Below are 19,191 nucleotides of genomic sequence, written 5' to 3' on the forward strand. Positions count from 1 at the left end.
CTAATTACTCGCCTGTGCGCGCTGTAACATATCGGCCAACCAGGCATTCACCTGTTTTTCCTGATCCGGTTCCAACTCGGCCAGCGCACGATAATGGCGTTTCGCTTTTTCGTAATCGAGCAGATAAATATCGTACAAAATCGCAATATTCATGTGCGCGCCAGCGTAGCGACTATCTATCTGTAATGCATACTTATAGGCGGTCTCTGCCTCTGCAAACCGACCCTGCTGTCTTAACACCACACCGAGAAGATTGTATGCCTCAGGACGTCGCGAATTCTTTTTCAATACTTCTCTTACCATTGACTCTGCTTCGAGCAGTCGCTCCTGTTGCAAATAAATCAAGGCGAGATTCATATTCGGTACGAGCAACTGGGGATTGGCCTTAGCCAAATTCAGAAAGATACTCTCCGCCTTGCCGTATTGGCGCGCCCTTAATAGCTTTGCCCCTTCCGCCAGAGATTTTTTTGTTTCAGGAGAAACTGACTGTTGAAACATACCCATATTCTGTGACGGCCTGGGAATATTTGCCTGCTTACCGGCACAAGATAGCGTCAACAAGAATATGAAAACCAAAGACGCACTAGTAAATACCGTCGAATGCACTTTCAATGCGCTCCTCCTTGCCATATCGTGTCGGTTGAAGTCGACTTAGAGAAGCAAGGCTTTGCTTTATCCAGTCGTCGTACAAGCCATCTTTAATGCGTATGGCGTTTACCTGATACAATTCTATTGCCTTCTCTTCAAACGGATAGGCCTGTTCTTCAAGCTCCAGATTATAGGCTTCCAATTCGTCACCCTTCAGACCTTTAGGACGAACAGAATTCATTACTGATTTTGCGAAGTCTGCATACACCTCTGCCACCCGGTGCGTCGATGCAGTACTGTATTCCGCTACTGAATAAGACGTTACTTTTTCAAAGTCGTTCAAAACTCGCTTCATCGACTTCTGCTTACGTGCCAAACTCTTCTTTAGAGGAAGGGTCAAAAGTATCTTTTTGTAGGCGGCCAGTGATTTCTCAGCTCGCACAAACATCGCCTGCGCGGCAAGATACTGACCTCTTGAGGTATTCTTCAAACTGGAAGAATCAACATATTTGACAATATCAGAATAAAGATCCGACACTGCTCTTCTGTTTTTCAGCCTACGCTGAAGTGCGACCATTTCATTTAGTGCTTCTAAACCGCGCTCATCTGCCTGTTTGAAGGTAGCCAAATATCTCTCATAGACTTCAACAGCTTTTTGTAAATTTTCCGCCTGCTTGTATGTTTCTGCTACTGCCCACAACAAAGTGCGCTGCTGTTCTATATTACGCTCACGCATTGCCAGCCAATACATTGACTCAACAGCCTCTTTGGGCTGCTGCAATTCCTGATAGACCAGCACACGCTTTTCATGAATCTGGCTAATCAGATCATGTTTAGGAAATTCGCTGAGAAATCGATCTAGCAGAGGAATTGCGTCTTTCCATGATTTTTGATTGATAAATGCCGTTGCAGCATCAAATACTGCCTTGGCTTTCACATCAGAACTTGTCGCTGTCTCAGCGGAACGAAGAAATGTATTCGCTGCCAGACTAAAGTCACCACTCTGCTGTTGCATTTCAGCCATTTTGAAATTGGCAAGGGAAATTCGTTCGCGTATTGTCTGTTGGTTTGTTTTTCCAGCCCCGAGACTTAAAACCTTTTCGTAGCTACTAATTGCTTCCTGAAAACGCTGCTTGTCAAACGCAATATGACCTATAACTAAGTAGGCTGACGACAAGACACTCTTGGAAGCCCGCTTATCCATGCGAACTATTTCCTTTGCTTGCAACAAGGCCTCATCAAACCGAGACAGAGCAAAGAGTCGCTCAGCAAGACTGGAGCGTATAGTCATGATACGTTGATCATCGGGAAACCAGGTAATGAAGCGTAATGCACTCTCAGTATAGCCCGACTTCATCTCATTCTCGTTCGTCCTGGATGCGCGTTTAATTAGGTGGTCATAGCTCAAAAGAGCAGAATAAGCGGCGTCAGATGATCGATCCCGCTTAGGAAGATCGTAGGCAACGACTTCAAAACGCTTTAGGGCTTTAAGGTAATCTCCCTGTTGATAATACAGCTCAGCAAGCAGTATCTGCTGCTCAATCGTATCCTCACCGGGGAACAGTCGGACCAACATTTCATACCAGTTTGTGGCTAAAACGTAATCTTCATTCTTTTTCGTCTTTTGTGCGCGGGCATGATAGTGCTTGGTCAATTCCAATAAAAGGTCTCGGGACTTAAGCCCAAATGTGCGACGTTGCTTTAAGGACAATGAGTCCCAGAATCGTTGTTGTGAGGCAAACAATTTGACGAATTCTTCCCTCGCCTGTATTGAGCGTTGAGAAAACTTTCCTTGCATATAGGCGTGTAGTCGAAGCAGTTGCATTTCCGCAGCGCGAACCTCTCCTGGGTGTCGACTTACATAAAGCCCGTAAGTTTCCGCCGCATCTTCAATACGTTCTGCCGCCATATAGAATTCCCCGAGGCGGGAGAACACTTCGAATTCGAGGCGCGGATCAGGATTACGCTGAAAAAAGGCGACCACACCTCTCTCGCCTCCTAAATACGAGAAACACAAGTTAACCGCACGGAAAACGTCGTTCAATAAATCACGTTGTAACTGAGATAGCCCATTGCTCTGAATACGATCGTCCTCGCCATAAACCACTGGCAATAGCTTTAGTTCTATAAAGAAATATTGCAGCGCATTCTCGTATTTTTCTTGCTTAAACAGGGCCCATCCAAGTTTGTAGACTGCCTTGTCATAAAAAGGCGTATTACTCCCCAATTCTAAAACCCGCGAATATGCATTTCCTGCCGCTTCATAATCCCGAAGAACGTATAGCAACTCTGCGAGTCTGAAGCGCGATTCAGGCATATACTGACTACGGGGATATTTTGCTAACAGCCTTTGCAACGTTAGCGCGGCCCCCTCCAGGTTTCCGCTTTGCTCGTATGCGCGTGACAATTGATACATAATCCAGTCAGCACGCCGGTCTTTTGGTTTAGCCTTGAGAAGGTTTTCGTAAAGCGCAATCGCATTTTCGTAGTTCTTTGTACCATCGATATCCAGCGGATCCGTCATGGCCTCAACAGCCTCAGCGTATTGCTGTTCCTGATCGATAAACTGTTTGCGGTCACCCTCAATCATTTCTAAATCTGCGAGACGATTTAATGCGTCAGAGTAGAGAGGATGATTTACCGGCGCATCGTCGAGAAACTGGCGATATCTTTTCATAACACGCCCGGTTTCGACTTTTTCGACTTTGGTCTTCTCAACATCTAATGGCTTATGACTCAGGCCTTTTAGCGTACCCTGGCCTCTTGCTGTACATCCACTGATGATCAACGTACCAATAGCGCCTAAGACAATTAGAGACCTCAATTTCATCTTCGCGGCACCTGCTCGTCCAGCAATTGCGCTACAGCATAGCGTGCCTGACTCAAGTAGTTACTAACAAATAGATGCTGCTTGTCCAGAGCCTCAACCATTAATCTCTGAATTGAAAGCTCATAGTCTTTCAATAATGATTCGAGCCGCTTTCCTCTTTCCTCGAGGCGTTGCCACAATATATCCGGGTTAACAGCAGGACCATTCGATTGCGCCGTTTGGTTCCTGCTGTTTCTTAAACCGACATAAGGACGAACCTGTTGCTTCCAGTTTTGGAGTCTTACGGAAAGATCTCGCAGATCACGATATTGTCGAAAGGCTTTCTGAAAGTGTGTCTCTTGCAACAGTTTACCTAATAAGTGGCCTTGGTCGCGTTTTAGCACTGTGGCGAGTCGGTCGGAAATGGCGGCATCACTAAAATCTTCACCTTGAATCAGCGCAGAGGTAATTTCACCATTGCGAATTTTGTGCGTGGTAATCTGAATGTTATCTTTGAGCATCTGGTAAATGGCGATGGCGTTCTCATAGTTATTTAGCGCATCCTGTTGAGCGCCGATTTTCTGTAACGCAAACGCAGAGGCTAAAACACCCTCTTGCACTGTAGTCTCGTGTACGGCGCCACGGGCAAGTTGCAGCCAAGGCGTGAGTGCATGTTCGTAGTCTTTTTGCTGTGAGTATGCCCAACCCAATCCCAGCATGGCTTTATGTGAGTATGGTCCATCGAGTTTTACACGTTGAAAATAGTTCACTGCCTGCTCAGGTTGATTCACTTTTAAAAAGTGAAATCCCAACGCGGTATTTGCCTTATCCGCGAGCGCTCGCATCTCCAGGCTCTTACTCTCATCTTCGCCAACTTCATTCAGGAAACTGATACCGTGTTGCAAGTCGCCAGCTTTGATTAGAGAGGCACCATGATTATAGGCCGCGTATTGATACCAGTACGGGTAGTTCTTTAGTTTCTTTAACGCATCTTCACTTTGTGTTGATCTGCCTAATTGCGCCATCAAAAAGAAATTCAGATATAGCGACTGTGATACAAGAAACTCCGGCAGTTCTCCATCCGTTTTCGATAACAACGACAAAGCACGTTCCGCTTGTCCATCTTCATAGTACTGGCGAGCAAGATAGAATCGAGCCGAATTAAGTCTGACTCTATTTTTCGCGCTTTTGGTTACCTGAGTCAGCATAGCTTCGGCATCATTTTTCAGACCGTAGCCCGAGTAAAGCAGACCCAGCAACAAGTCAAAGTCACGTTTATCCGTCGCAAGGCGCTGCATCTCCTGCTCAGCTAGCCCTCTGGTTATCGCGGTAAAATAGTCCCTCGAGTAATAGTGAAAATACACATCACGATAACGAAGCTCGTATTCCTGAGCTGTAGTGGCAGCTATCGCCTGTTCTGAAACACTCAGGACCAAAGCAAATACAGACAGCAGAACTTTACGCTTCACTATTACCATTGCTTTACCAACATTTCCGGCTGCAATCTCGATTCTTTATCTCGCAAACGTAGCTCCAAGAATACGGGGGGCGCACCTTTCATAAATTTATACCGCAAAGCTTTCTTGTAAGGTTGATTGCGTGGACCGACACCTTCTATAAAGGCTGTCATCCGGTGTTCTCCCTGAGCAAAATTTCCGATATAAACACGGTTAGCTGCTCCCTTCTCCAATCCGTCAGTTTCGTGATCGTGATAGTCTCTCTGCGCTACAGTTTCATTGTCGATCACTATCTTGAGCGAATGTAGGCGGAAAAATTCGCCAACGTCAACGGTTAGAAATACAGACACCCGTTGTTCGTCAGGAAACGTATTCTGGCGTTCAAATATATGCATGTCTTTTCCGATATCAATAAACTCACGTTTGATTTCGATCGCCCTGTCATCAAGAAACTGCAATTCAATATCAGCGCTCTCTGCGTACGCAAAGCCCGAAACAAGCATATGCAAGACAATTAATACAATTCTTTTCATTACAAAATACATTCGCTTAAGACCTAGAAAAACACATTCACGCCTAATGTGGATTCAAAGTTATGGCTGGTTTTATTAAAACCAAACACATCCGATTCATATTCACTTCCGAGTACTTCAGCGCGCAGAGAGAGCCAGTCCACTGGCATCACTCGAACACCCATACCCAGGGAGATTGTAAAAAAGTTTTTATTACCAAACCGCAGGTCACCTGCTCCAGCGAGCATGTAAACCGATGTACTCAAAGTCCATGCCTTTCCAAGATACAGCTCACCCGGCAGGACATTCCAGCCCAGCAACACATTGTAGTATTGAAGTTCCCGCGTACTCTTGTTTCCAAACAAAGGCAGACCCAGGCGGCGAAAAACATTATCGTTAACTTGAGACAGCCCGCCATTTAGCTCGAGAAATATCGATCGTGTTGCGTGTATCGAAACTTTCGCTCCATAGGAAAAATGCGAACCAAAATCCTCTACACTCAGCGTACCTGCGTTTAGCCCTAATTCGACGAATTCTGTATCAATGCTGGGCACTTTTACGTCACGTCTCTGCACATCCGGCTCTATGTCAGGCAAACTACCTGACAACTCGAATAGTGCTTCTCGTTCCTCTTGCGCCGCAGCGACCGGAACGATTAGTAACATCAGAACCACAATTATCAGTCTGGACAATATAACCACCACTACATCTAAAAGGCGTTTTCCCACTCAATGCGAACACCGAAGTGCTGGCTAGGTGTCTTACTCTGGATTGTACTGCCACCAACAAGCACATTGAAAAATAACGCGGACGAAGAATAGTATCTTACGCCTACAGCGTAGCTCGCGATCTGAGCACGAGCCGCTCTGGCACCGACCACACTTCTTTCAGGAACATTGTCCATGACGCCGAAACCGGCAACGATCAGCGGATTGAAACGAGCGTATTCAAACATCTGAATATCTATGCGAGGCTGCAATACATTACTGACTGACATCCCGCTGATAATTCTCGCAACGTGCACTCCGAAGCCAACACGTGACGAAAACCGATAACCCGCCCCGATACCATAAACCCCGCTGCCATCCAGCCAACCAAATCCTGCAATGATTTTCTTTTGTCCCAGCGGCGCATTTAGCAAATTGACAGGGCGGCGATAAACGGCACTGAGCACGTCTTCTACTTGCAACCAGCCTTGGACATCGTCATTTAGTCTCACCAACATCCACTCATTTTGTTGCCGGATCAGAGTAACTGTTTCACCTTTTTCAACAACGTAGAATATTGGATACGCTTCACCAGGGCCTTTACGCATTTCAACGAACTCAGCGCCGATCGTAATACTCTCCTGGGCGTCGCTGGCCGTGCCCCACATTGCAATGGCGAAAAACAGGCTAAGGATTATTGCTGGGCGATAATGCATAGGGCACACTCAACTGCAAGGTCGTACCATTTGCCTGTTGGCCTGTGGCAATCCAATCAACCAGAATATTGTAAAAACTATCCCCTTCGTTCACGTAAGGAAAGCCGGAAGGATTTAACGGATGGAGTTCTGACAACATGGGTACAGCAATTATCGGATTATTCGGTGGATTCGTTACGTCATTTACATATGATGCAACCATATTGAAATCGGCGTTGACCTCCCCGATCAAATCAAAACGCGATTCCGGTGCTGACGCATGTGATCCATTGGGTTCTCCAGAAGCAAGATATGGCGAATGGCAACGTATACAACGAGCCTCAAACGCTTGCTTTACAGTTTGCCCAAACATCACAAAATCTAGCGTGGGAAGCGCGCTACGGATATTCCCGTTTTCATCAAATGGCGAATTTACAAATTGCGCACCCATGTCCACCCATTCGCTTAGGAGACGTTTTTCAACCGCTGTCATCATTCCACTGTGGTCGAGTCCGTGGTCCGGCAAGCCACGATCAGCAAACAGTTCCTGATTAAATATTTTTTCGATCAAATAACTTCCGCGGGCATATCCAGGCGTAACAAGAGGCAGTTGTCTATGAGGAATTCGCACGCCCTCAACGTCTTTAAACATCGGATATCCATCGGTATCGTACATGACTTCGCCCATTAACAGCTTTTCATAGGAAAAACTACGACCGGACGTCGAATCACCGTTACCGAGAGTAAGACCACTGGGATTATTTTCGCTAAAGTCACCATTGTGACAAAAACTACACGTCGCGTTTTGCCCATCGCTTCCCGTTCTTTCACGGGTGAACAGCGGGGCTATATGTTCTTTGAAGTTAATCACGCCATTTGTAGGCGCCGGGGTTAATAGCTGAGCATAACTAAGATCAACTATCTGATCACGAGGTCGTACGCCATCATCTGTCCAAACGTCGGAAAAAATCATTTCCTGGCGAAGTTCGACACTGGCAGGATCAAGACGTGCGCGTGTTTCCGCCATTGATTCCCCTTGAATAGCAGCACCAATAATCTGCGAACCATTTACGTCGCGCAAACTCGTGTTTCTATGACTACCAGCAACAGGAGACTGGTTAATCGACGTGTTATCTCGCGGAGAGTGACAACCTTTACATTGCAGCGTTTCTCCGGGCAGAACATGCAACCAACTGCTCTGCGCTTGAAATGCTCGGCCATACCTGTCGACCACCTGCAACGTAAAGGACCGGTTGGCAGGAACCTTCACTTGCACCGATCCATCGGGTTCGATAGGCGCATAACCGCTAATACGGCGCATACCATAACCAGTTTCGCCTATCGCGGTTCTTGAAATTCCAGGGGGTGTAAACTGTGATTCAATCACGCGCAAGAACCACGCGGGTCTTTGCGCGGCTGTAGTCACTGCAGGATCTTTAAGTTTTGCCAGATCAGGTATTTTTTCTCGATTGTCTTCCAGCGGGTTGAATGGCGAAGTCAATGGTATCGGGCTTAATGCGCGCTCTTCATGACTCAATGCTTCAGTGCCCATGTAGCCCAGACGGTCTGTGTCGTAGACACTGCGAATATTGATCAATCCTTCGTCTTTTTCTGGGGAAAACAAACCAGGATTTGTTTGCCCGCCCGCAATACTGGTTTGCGGTTTACTACGCACACTCAAAGCGATTGGTTCCAGGATTATTGACTCCGAACTCGCCTGCACCAACGGCAACAAACTTTTGTCCTGAATATTGAGCATATACAAGCCATATTTTGGTGCCACTTCCTGCTTTTTGATTTCAAACTGATCGTTCTCGTTCAAATTGATGTCGACACTTTCCGAGTAAAAACTGTAACTGACCAAAACGTTATTCTTTCCGTCTCGAATAGGAAACGGCGTACTGTAGCGCCCATATCGGGAGACACGATCATCTATTGGTACACGATGTATGGTAGCGCTCGTCTGTCCGGACTGACTTCGTAACTGTTCATTCAAACCAGGTGCGGGGCTATCTTCTTCAGAAAAATTTTTAACATCGAGCAGCATAATCGCACCGCCTTCCCAGGCGCTCTTAGTCGGCAGAACGGTAGCAATGACACGACCGTCGGCAAGTTGTCTCGCATGCAATATGGCTTCAGACGTTCCATGTGCACCATAAAGAGACGCAAGACCACCGCCGTCTGGATGAATGGTAAACAAACTGTAGCGACTATTGTTTGTGGACTCGTCCCAACGGCTAAACATAATGCGACCGTCATCCATCACCACCGGATTTCGTTCATGACTTTGGCTGAAAGACAGCTGCTCGATTCGAGTACCATCACGATTCATCACATGTAATACGACAGCAGGCAAACTGCCATTGTCCTCTACATAGCGATAACCAAGTTTGTCCTGACTCGCTTGCTGGCGATTGGAGATAAAAGCGATACGACCATCCGGCAAAAACACGGGATCGAGGTCATCACCCATATTTCGCACGGTAAAATCACTGATTACCGGATTGAGCTGTTCTGTATTCAGATCATAAGTCCAGATATTCCAGGTATCGTCGTTGGCGCACTCTTGCGCCGCTTGCGAAGAACAGCGCATGGAAAAAACTATCGTTCTTCCATCATAAGAAGGCTCTGGACCGGAAACATCACCAACGCCTTTTGTTAGCAGGCCGGTGATATTTTTTTCTTTACCGCCAATGATCGCCAGGTCACGTAGAAATAGATCACTTCCGGGATGATATTGAACCGGATTGTTGAGACTGGCGACACTGCCTGCGTTTTGTTGGTAGGGACGCTTTATATAGGCAATAGGACGGCTTTCGTCGACCAGAACAGGTTCTTCGCCGCCGAAATAACGACAACCTGTCGCTGGTATCGAGAGCAGTATGCAAAATGCAACCACGAACGCGGCACGCATCCGACCTCCTTCCCATCACATCCAGACAGTCTTCCTGTGCCTGGAATCCCACATTCAGGTATTTTGGTTCTATTGATTTTGTCTTGTAATGATTACCCAAGTTCCGAGGAAAAACCTAAGTCCCCGCCGATTACGTCGTAACAAGTGAGAATTGCCGCTATCACTCGTCAAATGACGTAATCAGAGAATTCCTAAACAAGACGGCCATAAAAGAGTACAGCCTATATTGAGTAGCTTAGCTTGGGATTAATTTTTTGAGTCGTAGTTAAAACATGAACTTAACGCCGAGCCGGAATGCACTGTCGAAATACTCTTTGCCAGCGCCATTTTTCAGCTCTACGCCGTATTGGCGATAGCTAACGTAGACATCCGCTTGATCTTGCAAGATCTTGTAGCCGATTAATCCAGCCACTTCCCATAACCAATCAGCATCAAGCCCCGTTACAACAGGGGGTGCACCGTAGGCGTCCATACCGACGAAAACACGATTTGCCGCTGGCAGGGTGTAATTGAGATTAAAACCCAGTCCAAGAGCAGCGGCGCTTACGCCAGGTTTAAATCCCAGGTAAATCTTACTTCCCAGCCCTAGCACCAGACCTGGCGCCCGGGTTCCGAGTTCGTCAATGACGTGAAACGATCCTTCAATGAGATAAGAACGGCTGTCGTTAAAAAGCAACCCCATACCCGCTTCACTACGACCAAAACTCTGACCACCAACCCACAAGTTGAATTTCATCAAGGCACTATGGTCACTCAAACTGATAAGCGCATTCGCTGCGTGAGCAGTTCCGCCCCACCCAGATATCGCCAACAACAAAAGAAGTACTGACTTTTTCATTCATCGACTCCGTAAAATTTTGCCTAATTTAACATATTGGCAAAAATAGAAAAATTACTTAGACAACAACTTTCTGCAGGCATAAAAAAACCCGCCTGTCAGCGGGTTTCTCAAAAGGCGAAAAACACACCTTATTTAATTTTAGCTTCTTTATATGTCACGTGCTTACGAACAACGGGATCAAACTTCTTGATCTCCATTTTTTCAGGCATCGTGCGCTTGTTCTTGGTCGTTGTGTAGAAATGACCAGTCCCAGCTGAAGAAACCAAACGGATTTTCTCACGCATGTTGAACTCCTAAACCTTTATACCGTTTCGCCACGCTTGCGCATATCAGTCAGAACCTGCTCGATTCCAACCTTATCGATAACGCGCATACCCTTGGTGCTGACACGCAGTCTTACCCAGCGGCTTTCACTCTGTACCCAAAAACGACGGTCCTGCAGATTGGGCAGAAAACGACGCTTGGTCTTGTTATTCGCGTGAGATACGTTGTTACCCGTCATCGGGCGCTTTCCTGTAACCTGACAAACTTTAGACATCGCTCTATTCTCCTAAAACCCTGCAACGCCTCGTTCTTCCGGGCGAAGGGGCGCATTTTATACCAGAAATCCTCGAACGATTCAAACCCCATACCGCAAATACTTGAGCTATCCATCAGTATCCCGCTGATCGACGTGTACCATGACCTTGGAACGCAGGAACCACCAGGTCAGAATAGCCCCTCCCGCGAGATAGCGACGGGTTTCCACCAGGGGGCTATCGGCAAAGGTAGCGCCTTCCATAAAATCGTAACGGACATAAAGCGTTAACTCGAAATTTCCGACTTGTTTGTACATCGCCAGGGAGTTCCACCAGCCGCCATACCCGCCAGAAGCCTGGTAAACATCAGGCACGCCGTAGTAAAAATTCTGAAACGACTGGTTGCTATAGCGGAACCCACTGGCCGCGCCAACCCGGAAACGCCCACCATCCCAATGTTGGTATAAATAGTAGAGATAAGGCGAGGCCAACCAGCCCTGGTAGTAAACCCCGCTAAAATCCGCGGCTACCCCAAAACGAAGGGGAAGCTTCAAATCCAGATTATGTTTTCCTTTGCGCGTTAACCGAATAGACAGCTTCGGCCCAAACTCCAGAGAAGGCGGCAATCCGTCCAAGTCCTTACGCGCCCCTGTCGATTCCTTAGGCACAGGCAGCCCCCAACCCAGACTCATCGACAGGGTCATACGATCACTGAGATGAAACCAGCGTCTGGCACTATCGCGAGAGTCCACCGAATATTTATCGCCTCGGACCCGCAATATCGGATAGGGCAAAAACAGATTACGCGATTTGGCCGCACCGCGGTAATACGGGAGATGCACGCCAAACAATCCGCCGCCAATCTCCCAACGGGGCAAGGTTTGCGCCGCAGTAGAGGCGCTGGCCAGCAGTAGTATTCCTATCAGGCTAAATCTGACCGTGCTCCGCAAAGGAATGAACAATCCCGTCTCCCACAATAAAGTGATCCAATACCCGGATATCGACCAGGGCGAGACCATCCTTCAGGCGCTGGGTCAGCGACAGATCCGAACGACTCGGCTCGGCAATCCCCGATGGATGATTGTGCGCAAAAATAATCGCTGCGGCATTATAGTGCAATGCACGCTTGACCACCTCCCGCGGATGGACACTGGCGCCATCTATGGTCCCGCGGAACATCTCCTCGAAACGGATCACCCGGTGTCGATTATCCAGAAATAGACACACAAATACTTCATGGGGAATATCCCGTAGTTGAGCCAGCAGATAGCGTTTGACACTTTCCGGGTTACTAAACGCATCCCCTCGATCGAGCGCTTCCAGAAGATGTCGCCTCCCCATCTCCAGCACCGCCTGCAACTGCGCGTATTTGGCTAGGCCCAAACCTCTCGCAGCACAAAAATCCTGCTCTCCCGCCGCCATCAGGTTTCTCAGACCGCCAAAATGCTGCAATAACTCTCTGGCAAGATCGACCGCCGTCTTACCTGCAATACCGGTTCGAAGAAAAATCGCCAGAAGTTCGGCGTCAGACAGGGCATGCGGCCCCTTTTTGACAAGCTTTTCCCGTGGCCGCTCATCGGCAGGCCAGTCCATAATAGGCATATCACCGCTCCTTTCTCATTCTTGTAATGCGGAATCTTTGTTGAAAACGGCGAGTACGGTAAACTTCAACGCTTATGAATGAATTAACGCAAAAAAAGGTCTTACTCGGCATCACCGGCGGCATTGCAGCATATAAAACTGCAGAGCTGGTGCGTCTATTGGTGAAGGCAGGTGCGCAAGTCAAAGTCGTGATGACACAAGGCGCGCAGCAATTCGTCACCGCGACGACATTCCAGGCGCTATCTGGCTATCCGGTCTACCACGATCACTATCAAAGCCCCGACGATGGCATGGAACATATCAGCCTGGCGCGCTGGGCAGACGTGTTATTGATTGCGCCAGCGAGCACTGACTTCATCGCCAAGATGGCGCATGGCCTGGCCAACGATCTTTTGTCTACCCTATATATGGCCACTCGCGGTATACCCGTCGCTGTTGCACCGGCGATGAATAACGCGATGTGGGCACACCCGGCCAACCAGAACAACATCACCCTGCTACGTGCGCAAGGCGTACATATCTTCGGCCCGGGAAGCGGCGACCAGGCCTGTGGCGAGACCGGCGAAGGGCGCATGTTAGAAGCAGAAGACCTGGCCAATGCCACCGCTGCCTTATTCAGTCCGAAAATACTCCAGGGCAAAACCGTCATGATCACCGCCGGTCCAACCCGCGAGGCCATCGACCCGGTGCGTTACTTGAGCAATCACAGCTCCGGCAAAATGGGCTACGCCCTGGCCCGCGCCGCCCATGACATGGGTGCCAACGTCGTATTAGTCAGTGGACCGGTTTCGCCTATAGTGTTACCCAAAGAAATCCAGACCTATCGCGTAACCAGTGCACAGGAGATGTTTGATACAGTCCGCAGTCATATTTCACGTGTTAACATCTTCATCGGCGCAGCGGCAGTCGCAGACTATCGGCCCAAGACGGTTGCTGACGACAAAATCAAGAAACACGACGCCAGCCTGGAAATCGAACTCGTGCGTAATCCCGATATCCTTGCCCATATTGCCGCGATGAAGCCGCGGCCGTTTTGCGTAGGCTTTGCCGCTGAAACAGAAAACCTGGACACCAATGCCCAGGAAAAACTGGTGCGCAAAGATCTGGATATGATCGCCGCCAATTGGGTGGGCGATAAAGCGGCGCAGAACAATACGGGATTTGATTCAGACGAAAATGCATTACACGTCTACACCCGGGAAAACGACACGTTGTTGCGCAAATCGAGCAAGCAACGACTAGCCAGACAATTACTCGAACTCATCGCAGAAAGGTACCATGAAACAGATACAGCTTAAGATCGTCGATCCACGCATCGGCACTGAATTCCCTTTACCGGCATACGCGACTCCCGGTTCAGCAGGCATGGACTTACGCGCCTGTCTCGATGTTCCATTGGAAATTCAGCCGGGCGAAACGCATTTAATCCCCACGGGCATTGCCATCCATATTGAAGACCCGAAGCTAGCGGCGGTGATTCTGCCACGCTCTGGTCTAGGCCATAAGCACGGCATCGTGTTGGGCAATCTGGTCGGATTGATCGACTCGGATTATCAGGGACAGTTGATGGTTTCCTGCTGGAATCGTAACTCCAAGCCTTTCACCGTTGAAGTTGGCGAACGCCTGGCACAGTTGGTATTCGTACCGGTTGTACAAGCATCGTTTGAGATTGTTGATGAGTTTGATGCAAGCCAGCGTGGTGAAGGTGGCTTTGGTCATTCTGGGACGAAGTAGTTTGAAGTAGCAGCATAAAGGTCGGGAGTTTGCTTTTTGAAACTCGCCGTGAACACGTCCGTGTGGGCTCGAAGGCGCCGTCCATGGCGCCTACGGTTTCAAAAAGCAAACTCCCGACCTTTATGCTGCTGCTGTTTTGGATAGCACGAATTTGAATTCAAGCACGAGCTGCATTGGGAGGGGATGGCCTTTTGAAAACCGTAGGCGCCATGGACGGCGCCTTCGAGCGTACAGGGAAGTATTCACAGCGAGTTTTCAAAAGGCCATCCCCTCCCAATGCAGCGGACTAGTTAAGGACACGAACCCATGACGCAAAATTACAATACAGACACCGCCATACCGGATACCATCTTCAAAGCCTATGACATTCGAGGCATAGTCGATGAAACCCTGACTACCGACATTGTGTATATGGTCGGTAAAGCCCTGGGAACGGAAAACCTCGCCGGTGGTGGCAACACCATAAACGTCGCAAGAGACGGCCGCCTCTCCGGACCGAGTCTGCTACAAGCACTCATTGATGGCATACTCTCAACCGGCTGCAACGTCATCAACGTCGGCCGCGTACCCACACCGGTGTTGTACTTCTCCAGTTTCCACCTCGAAACCGGCTCCGGTGTCATGCTCACCGGCAGCCACAATCCGCCAAAGTATAACGGCCTCAAAATGGTATTGAACGGCACCACACTGTCCGGCGGCACCATACAAGAACTCAAACAGCGCATCTTGAAAAAAGATTTTGCCACCGGCCAAGGCGAACTCAAGGAAATCGATGTAACCGAAGATTATTTAAATCGCATCACCAACGACATCAAACTCAAACGCCCACTCAACATCGTCGTTGACTGCGGAAATGGCGTTGCGGGCGAACTCGCACCCAAGCTCTTCAAAGCGCTAGGCTGTGACGTCACCGAAATGTTTTGTGAAATTGATGGTACTTTCCCGAATCACCACCCAGACCCGAGCCAACCAGAAACACTCGAAGACATTATTCACGCCGTCACCACAGAAGGCTACGACGTCGGATTCGCCTTCGACGGCGATGGTGACAGACTAGGCGTTATCTCCCCATCGGGAGAAATCATCTGGCCCGACCGACAAATGATCCTCTATGCCCGCGATATTCTCGAGCGTCTGCCGGGTGCGGAAATTATTTACGACATCAAATGCTCGCGTAACCTCGACCAGGCGATTAGCGAAGCTGGCGGCAAACCGCTGATGTGGATGACGGGACATTCATTCGTCAAAGCCAAGCTCAAAGAAACAGGTGCGCCACTCGCCGGTGAAATGAGCGGACACATCTTCTTCAAAGAACGCTGGTATGGCTTCGATGACGCGCTTTACACCGGTGCAAGACTATTGGAAATTCTATCCAAGGCAACGCAAAGCACCGGCGAGATCTTTGACAACCTGCCAAATTCCATCAATACGCCTGAGCTGCGTCTCGACATGAACGAAGGCGAGCATTTCGATTTCATGAAAAAAGTACAAGCCGTGGCCAGCTTTGACAACGCCAAAGTGACCACTATCGATGGCCTGCGCGTCGATTTCGAAGACGGCTGGGGATTGGCGCGTCCATCGAATACCACGCCCTGCATTGTTATCCGCTTCGAGGGCGATAACGAAACCGCTATCGAACGGATCAAGAACGCATTCCGCGAACTGTTTTTATCTGTCGACAACACCGTGAAATTACCTTTTTAATTGGAGAGCTATACAGAAGTATGAGCAAAGTGACACGCACACCCCACGATATCGCCGAAGTTCTGGTTGAGGCCCTGCCTTATATCCAGCGTTTTCACGGTAAGACCGTTGTTGTTAAATACGGCGGCAATGCCATGGTGGATGAAAATCTTAAATCCAGTTTTGCGCGCGACATTGTCCTTATGAAGCATGTCGGTATTAATCCGGTTGTAGTTCATGGTGGCGGCCCGCAGATTGGCGATTTATTAAAACGTGTGGGCAAGGAAAGTCAGTTTGTTGAAGGCATGCGCGTGACAGACACCGAAACCATGGACATCGTGGAAATGGTACTCGGCGGATTGGTCAATAAAGAGATCGTGAACCTGATTAACCAACACGGTGGCGAAGCGGTAGGCCTTACCGGCAAAGACGGACACACGATTCGCGCGAAGAAGCTCAAGATCACGCGCAACAACCCAGAATTGCAAGCACCCGAAATTATCGACATCGGTCATGTAGGTGAAGCCGAGTCCATCGATCCCTCTTTAGTAAACATGTTAGTTAAAGGGGATTTCATTCCGGTGATCGCGCCCATTGGCGTCGGAGAGGATGGCGCGTCCTATAATATTAATGCAGACCTCGTAGCAGGTAAGTTAGCCTCCACTTTACGCGCAGAAAAGCTTATACTCCTCACCAACACTTCAGGCCTGCTCGACAAAAACGACAAACTTCTTACGGGCCTCTCCACTGAAATGGTGGACGACTTAATCGCAGACGGCACGATCTACGGGGGGATGCTGCCGAAAACGAGAGCCGCACTTGATGCGGTTAAACAGGGAGCAAAGACCGCCCATATTATCGATGGCCGCGTAGAACATGCGGTTTTGTTGGAGATATTTACTGACAGAGGCGTCGGCACACTTATCCAGGGTTAGTGTCTTTGCAATTTCACTATTTATGGACTAGTTTTATTAGAGCATCCGGCCGGGTGTCAGAAATCGGACGTAACTGGCTGATTGGATGCGCTAACTTCAGCTTTTAGGAGCGCTCATCTTGACAACTGCAGTAGCGAAAACCTCACGTCGCCAACAAATCCTCGAAGCGTTGGCGAGAGAACTGGAACTCCACCCTGGAACACCGATTACCACAGCTGGCCTTGCCAAGGCCGTGGGAATTTCGGAGGCTGCGCTTTATCGTCACTTCCCGAGCAAGGCAAAGATGTTCGAAGCCTTGATCGAATTCAGCGAAGACACGATATTTGGTCTGTGCACCCGCATTGCCAATGATGAAAAAGGTGCAGCCAGCCGTTGCGATAAACTCTTGCGGGTATTACTCGGCTTTGCCGACAAAAATCCCGGCATTACACGCATATTGATGGGTGATGCACTCGTCGGTGAGCACGAGCGTTTACGTACACGTGTGGCTCAGTTCTACGAAAGACTGGAGACTCAAATCAAGCAATTCGTACGTGAAGGCGTGATGCATGAAGAATTGGCAGAAGATACGCCGATCAACGCCGTCGCCAACCTGTTGCTGGCTTCTGCAGAAGGTCGAATGAACCAATTTGTGCGTAGCGGATTTACCCGTAGACCTACGGAGATGTGGGACCAACAGTGGCAGACAATCTCTGACGCGCTGTTTGAACTATCGCTGGCGTGATTGCTTCTGGATAACCTTGAAACGCGCGATATCTTTTTGGTAACTGGTAGATAACTGCGTATGCTCCGAGCGCTTGCGCTCCATGTATTCGCGGTTTTTCACAATCAGTTCTTTTACCAGGACGATATCTTTGATCAGCTTTTCATCGACCGGTAACCCAGCCGCCAGAAGTCGACGTTTGCGTTGCTGCATAAATTCCAGATTGTGTTCAAACGCGCGGATATTGTTCTCGGTGCTGTTGATGATCTCACTTAGTTGCATGAGATTATTGTCACGCGCCGACTCGATGTCATGCACGCTCGCGTACGACTGTAATAACCTGACATCGTCAGGCTGCAACTCGTTTTCCGCGAAATCTGGTTGGCTTTTAGGCTGCGGTGGCACTACTTCCAGGGTAACGCCGTTAGCATTAACGATCTTATAACCCTTATGCTTCATTTCAGGCGGAATCTGGTCCTGGATAAGCGTTTTACCTCGTGAATCTTTGAACACGTAGTAAATGTCATTTGATGCGAAAACGCTCGGACTGCTTGCGCCTAGCAGCACTACTAATATAAATACGAATATTCCGTTTTCCTTAATCACGTTCATACCCTGAGAAATACATCTTGCAACTCTTTAGGTGACACAGATATAGTCCCCGCGTCCTCCCCCCAACTATTGCAGACAATCATGGATTGGTGGCAACAAGGTCTATTGTTCTTCATCTCCCTGATCGCCAATATCCTCTCGGCATTCGCCGGTGGTGGCGCAGGTCTGCTGCAATTGCCTGCCCTGATTTTTCTGGGTTTGGCCTTCAGCACCGCACTGGCGACCCACAAGTTAGCCAGCGTCTTTCTAGGTATCGGCGCAACTGTGCGGAATTTGAAGGAAGATGTCGTGGAAAAACAATTTGTTTTTCTCATTCTCGCCAGTGGGCTACCCGGCGTTTTCATAGGCGCCAATATCATATTGAATATAAAGGATAATTATGCCGAAGCCGCCTTAGGTGTTTTAACCCTTAGTTTAGGCCTGTATTCCAGATTCAGACCCGAACTTGGACAAAAACAGCAGCCTATTCACCGAAATCTGCGCGGTTTTAGTATTGGCGCTGGCGTGCTATTTCTAATTGGCGTTCTCAATGGCTCACTTACCTCAGGTACGGGCTTGTTTGTCACCTTGTGGCTGGTACGTTGGTTTGGGCTAGAGTACAAACGCGCAGTCGCCTATACCTTAATCCTGGTCGGCTTGTTCTGGAACGGTACAGGCGCTGCCACACTCGGACTACTTGGCGAGGTCGCCTGGGATTGGCTGCCAGCGCTGATATTAGGCTCAATCATTGGCGGCTATACCGGTGCCCATCTTGCGATTGTAAAAGGCAACCGATTGATAAAAAAAACATACGAAGTCATCACTATCGTTACCGGATTGGCGTTAATTTTCTAGAAAAACAATATTCAGTCCAGTTCGACTTTTGCCGACTATATAAGGAA

At 48.7% G+C, this 19,191-nt stretch carries 19 protein-coding genes; 6 read left to right on the top strand and 13 right to left on the bottom strand.

What is annotated here, in order from left to right; translation table 11 throughout:
• The 12 genes from OEZ43_20360 to radC form a co-directional block, all read right to left on the bottom strand.
• Entirely contained in the window at positions 1 to 606 is a 606-nt protein-coding gene (locus OEZ43_20360) for a tetratricopeptide repeat protein (GenBank protein ID MDH5547937.1), read from the bottom strand.
• Positions 584 to 3,418: a tetratricopeptide repeat protein gene (locus OEZ43_20365; protein MDH5547938.1), complete on the bottom strand. Its 2,835-nt coding sequence runs from the start codon at positions 3,416 to 3,418 to the stop codon at positions 584 to 586. The genes OEZ43_20360 and OEZ43_20365 overlap by 23 nt, the downstream gene beginning before the upstream one ends.
• Positions 3,415 to 4,866 (bottom strand): hypothetical protein, encoded by a 1,452-nt coding sequence (locus OEZ43_20370; GenBank protein ID MDH5547939.1) that lies wholly within the window; start codon positions 4,864 to 4,866, stop codon positions 3,415 to 3,417. Before OEZ43_20370 ends, OEZ43_20365 begins: the two co-directional genes overlap by 4 nt.
• Before the next feature lie 2 nt (positions 4,867 to 4,868).
• On the bottom strand, positions 4,869 to 5,387 hold the full coding sequence (locus OEZ43_20375) for an AraC family transcriptional regulator (GenBank protein ID MDH5547940.1): 519 nt from the start codon (positions 5,385 to 5,387) through the stop codon (positions 4,869 to 4,871).
• Positions 5,388 to 5,410: 23 nt separating this feature from the next.
• Positions 5,411 to 6,058: an outer membrane beta-barrel domain-containing protein gene (locus OEZ43_20380; GenBank protein MDH5547941.1), complete on the bottom strand. Its 648-nt coding sequence runs from the start codon at positions 6,056 to 6,058 to the stop codon at positions 5,411 to 5,413.
• 17 nt (positions 6,059 to 6,075) lie between these two features.
• Entirely contained in the window at positions 6,076 to 6,789 is a 714-nt protein-coding gene (locus tag OEZ43_20385) for an SH3 domain-containing protein (protein ID MDH5547942.1), read from the bottom strand.
• Positions 6,761 to 9,682 carry a hypothetical protein gene (locus tag OEZ43_20390; GenBank protein MDH5547943.1) on the bottom strand — a complete coding sequence of 974 codons (2,922 nt, stop codon included), beginning with the start codon at positions 9,680 to 9,682 and terminating at the stop codon, positions 6,761 to 6,763. Before OEZ43_20390 ends, OEZ43_20385 begins: the two co-directional genes overlap by 29 nt.
• A gap of 265 nt (positions 9,683 to 9,947) precedes the next feature.
• A complete protein-coding gene (locus OEZ43_20395; GenBank protein MDH5547944.1) occupies positions 9,948 to 10,520 on the bottom strand; it encodes a hypothetical protein in 573 nt (190 codons plus the stop codon).
• 131 nt (positions 10,521 to 10,651) lie between these two features.
• Positions 10,652 to 10,807, bottom strand: a complete 156-nt coding sequence (gene rpmG / locus OEZ43_20400; GenBank protein MDH5547945.1) for a 50S ribosomal protein L33 — start codon at positions 10,805 to 10,807, stop codon at positions 10,652 to 10,654.
• Between the two features lie 17 nt (positions 10,808 to 10,824).
• Entirely contained in the window at positions 10,825 to 11,061 is a 237-nt protein-coding gene (gene rpmB / locus OEZ43_20405; GenBank protein MDH5547946.1) for a 50S ribosomal protein L28, read from the bottom strand.
• 108 nt (positions 11,062 to 11,169) lie between these two features.
• A complete protein-coding gene (locus OEZ43_20410) occupies positions 11,170 to 12,003 on the bottom strand; it encodes a MipA/OmpV family protein (GenBank protein MDH5547947.1) in 834 nt (277 codons plus the stop codon).
• Complete coding sequence (radC, locus tag OEZ43_20415; GenBank protein MDH5547948.1) at positions 11,969 to 12,643, bottom strand: DNA repair protein RadC; 675 nt, start codon at positions 12,641 to 12,643, stop codon at positions 11,969 to 11,971. Before radC ends, OEZ43_20410 begins: the two co-directional genes overlap by 35 nt.
• 74 nt (positions 12,644 to 12,717) lie before the next feature.
• Between radC and coaBC the strand changes: the two genes are divergently transcribed.
• The 5 genes from coaBC to slmA all read left to right on the top strand — a co-directional run bounded on the left by coaBC (position 12,718) and on the right by slmA (position 17,719).
• Entirely contained in the window at positions 12,718 to 13,941 is a 1,224-nt protein-coding gene (gene coaBC / locus OEZ43_20420) for a bifunctional phosphopantothenoylcysteine decarboxylase/phosphopantothenate--cysteine ligase CoaBC (protein MDH5547949.1), read from the top strand.
• A complete protein-coding gene (dut, locus tag OEZ43_20425) occupies positions 13,922 to 14,377 on the top strand; it encodes a dUTP diphosphatase (protein ID MDH5547950.1) in 456 nt (151 codons plus the stop codon). The genes coaBC and dut overlap by 20 nt, the downstream gene beginning before the upstream one ends.
• Positions 14,378 to 14,683: 306 nt before the next feature.
• A complete protein-coding gene (locus OEZ43_20430; protein MDH5547951.1) occupies positions 14,684 to 16,081 on the top strand; it encodes a phosphomannomutase/phosphoglucomutase in 1,398 nt (465 codons plus the stop codon).
• 20 nt (positions 16,082 to 16,101) lie between these two features.
• The gene (argB, locus tag OEZ43_20435; protein ID MDH5547952.1) at positions 16,102 to 16,995 is read left to right on the top strand and encodes an acetylglutamate kinase; all 894 of its coding nucleotides are present in this window, start codon (positions 16,102 to 16,104) and stop codon (positions 16,993 to 16,995) included.
• A gap of 118 nt (positions 16,996 to 17,113) precedes the next feature.
• Positions 17,114 to 17,719, top strand: a complete 606-nt coding sequence (gene slmA / locus OEZ43_20440) for a nucleoid occlusion factor SlmA (protein MDH5547953.1) — start codon at positions 17,114 to 17,116, stop codon at positions 17,717 to 17,719.
• On the opposite strand, the gene OEZ43_20445 is transcribed toward slmA, so the two are convergent.
• Complete coding sequence (locus tag OEZ43_20445) at positions 17,705 to 18,304, bottom strand: hypothetical protein (protein ID MDH5547954.1); 600 nt, start codon at positions 18,302 to 18,304, stop codon at positions 17,705 to 17,707. The two genes, slmA and OEZ43_20445, sit on opposite strands and share 15 nt — an antisense overlap.
• An 87-nt stretch (positions 18,305 to 18,391) precedes the next feature.
• Here OEZ43_20445 and OEZ43_20450 point away from each other — a divergent pair, with 87 nt between their 5' ends.
• Positions 18,392 to 19,144 (top strand): sulfite exporter TauE/SafE family protein, encoded by a 753-nt coding sequence (locus tag OEZ43_20450; GenBank protein ID MDH5547955.1) that lies wholly within the window; start codon positions 18,392 to 18,394, stop codon positions 19,142 to 19,144.
• The last annotated feature ends 47 nt before the right edge of the window (positions 19,145 to 19,191 follow it).

Source organism: Gammaproteobacteria bacterium (assembly GCA_029881255.1).
Taxonomy (GTDB): Bacteria; Pseudomonadota; Gammaproteobacteria; order S012-40; family S012-40; genus JAOUMY01.